This is a genomic window from Dietzia sp. CW19, from assembly GCF_014145265.1.
In the GTDB taxonomy this organism is placed as follows: domain Bacteria; phylum Actinomycetota; class Actinomycetes; order Mycobacteriales; family Mycobacteriaceae; genus Dietzia; species Dietzia natronolimnaea.
On sequence record NZ_JAALEE010000398.1, the window covers coordinates 1 to 2,627 of the forward strand.

Annotated in this window: 1 protein-coding gene and 1 pseudogene; both read left to right on the plus strand. The window is 70.0% G+C overall.

Translation table 11 applies throughout. The features are described from left to right. Nucleotides 1-161: 161 nt before the first annotated feature. Nucleotides 162-1,967, plus strand: coding sequence for a maltose alpha-D-glucosyltransferase (gene treS / locus G6021_RS12060; protein WP_241736538.1), 1,806 nt, complete (start codon nt 162-164; stop codon nt 1,965-1,967). Nucleotides 1,968-1,977: 10 nt separating this feature from the next. Then, nucleotides 1,978-2,627, plus strand: a pseudogene (locus tag G6021_RS17775) (hypothetical protein); the annotation flags it as partial.

Genomic DNA, 2,627 nt, shown 5'->3' on the forward strand with positions numbered 1-2,627 from the left:
GGGCGCACGACCACCTCGTCGTCGTCGCCCTCGAACCGTCCCGCCAGCGCACGGGCGCGGCGGCCGTGCCGGTCCCGATGCGCGTCGGCGAGGTCGCGGACCCTCGCGCCCGGGTCGAATTTCCCCATGCACCGGATCGTACGGGGCCGTAGGCTGCGGCCATGGCACCCACGTCGCGCCACATATCCGACCCCCGCCCCTCCGACCCCCGGACGGCCGAACCCGGGCTGACGGACGACGGCCACGTGGTCGAACCCAGCGCCGACGACTACCGGCACGCGTCCGAGCTGGAGATCGACCGCGAGTGGTACAAGTCGGCCGTGTTCTACGAGGTGCTGGTGCGGGCCTTCAACGACTCGGACGGCAACGGCACCGGCGACCTCCGCGGGTTGATAGGCAAGCTGGACTACCTCGAGTGGCTGGGCGTCGACTGCCTGTGGCTGCCGCCCTTCTACGATTCACCGCTGCGCGACGGCGGGTACGACATCCGCGACTTCCGCACCGTGCTGCCGGAGTTCGGCACCGTCGAGGACTTTGTCGAACTGCTCGACCAGGCCCACCGGCGGGGCATCCGCGTGATCACCGACCTCGTCATGAACCACACCTCCGACACCCACGCCTGGTTCACCGAGTCCCGCACCGACCCGGACGGCCCGTACGGGGACTTCTACGTGTGGTCCGACGACGACACCCGCTACCCCGGCGCGCGCATCATCTTCGTCGACACCGAGTCGTCCAACTGGACCTACGACCCGGTGCGCGGACAGTTCTACTGGCACCGCTTCTTCTCCCACCAGCCCGACCTCAACTACGACAACCCCGAGGTCCAGGAGGCGATGATCGACGTCCTGCGCTTCTGGCTGGACCTGGGGATCGACGGGTTCCGCCTGGACGCCGTGCCGTACCTGTTCGAGCGCGACGGCACCAACTGCGAGAACCTCCCCGAGACGCACGAGTTCCTGCGCAAGTGTCGGGCGGTGGTGGACGAGGAGTACCCCGGCCGGGTCCTGCTGGCCGAGGCCAACCAGTGGCCCGAGGACGTGGTGGCGTACTTCGGCGAGCCCGAGGTGGGCGACGAGTGCCACATGGCGTTCCACTTCCCGCTGATGCCCAGGATCTTCATGGCGGTGCGGCGTCAGTCCCGGTTCCCCGTCACCGAGATCCTCGCGCACACCCCCGACATCCCGTCCTCCGCCCAGTGGGGCATCTTCCTGCGCAACCACGACGAGCTCACGCTCGAGATGGTGACGGACGAGGAACGCGACTACATGTACGCGGAGTACGCCAAGGACCCGCGGATGAAGGCCAACATCGGCATCCGCCGCCGCCTGGCCCCGCTGCTCGACGGCGACCACAACCAGCTGGAGCTGTTCTCGGCGCTGCTGCTCAGCCTGCCCGGGTCCCCGGTGCTGTACTACGGCGACGAGATCGGCATGGGTGACAACATCTGGCTGGGCGACCGCGACGCCGTGCGCACGCCGATGCAGTGGAGCCCCGACCGCAACGCCGGGTTCTCCCGGTGCGACCCGGGCCGGCTCTACCTCCCGGTGATCATGGACCCGCAGTACGGCTACCAGGGCGTCAACGTGGAGGCGCAGCTCAACTCCACCGCCAGCCTGCTGCACTGGACGCGACGCATGATCCACGTGCGCAAGAGCCATCCGGCGTTCGGGCGCGGCGAGTTCACCGATCTGGGTGGGTCCAACCCGAGCATCCTGGCCTATCTCCGGACGATGGGGGCCCCGGACGAGGACCCAGGGGCGGACGTGATCCTGTGCGTCAACAATCTCTCGAGGTTCCCGCAGGCCGTGCGCCTGGACCTCTCGGAGTTCGCCGGACGCCGGCCCACCGAGCTCACCGGCGGGGTCCCGTTCCCCGAGATCGACGCCGACCCGTACCAGCTCACCCTGCCCGGCTACGGCTTCTACTGGCTCGAGCTGCGCAGTCCCACGGACACCCCGGCATGAGAGGCGCGGCATGAGCATCACCCCCGTCGACGACGACGCCATGGTCAGGTTGCTGACCGAGTGGCTCCCCGGACAACGCTGGTTCGCGGGAAAGGGCCGGCGACTGTCGGCGGTGCGGATCGCCCGGCGGGCGGTGCTGCTCGACCACGTCGACGTCCTGGTGGAGCACCTGCTGGTGGACGTGGAGGTGGACGGGCGACCACAGCGCTATCAGGTCCCACTGGCCACCGCGCGGACCCTGCCGGACGACCGCCGGACACTCCCCCTGACCCCCGACGGCGCCTCACCGGTGGTCTACGACGGACTGCGTGATCCGCGCGGGACCGAGTCACTGGTGTCGCACCTCTCCGCGCAGGACGAGGTGGGAGGGCTGCGGTTCCGCCTGGTCCCGGGCGCTCCCGCCCCCGAGCCCGCCCGGGGCAGGTTGCTCGAGGGCGAGCAGTCCAACTCGTCCCTGGTGTTCGGCGACGACCTCATGGTCAAGGTGTTCCGACTGGTCCAACCCGGCCTGAACCCCGACGTGGAACTCCACGCCGCGCTGGCCGACCGGCGGTGCCCGGCCGTCGCGTCACTGCGGGGCTGGGTGGAGCTCGACGACGACGGGGGCGACCCCGACGCCGACGACGAGGCCGGCCCCACGACCCTGGCGATGGCCCAGGA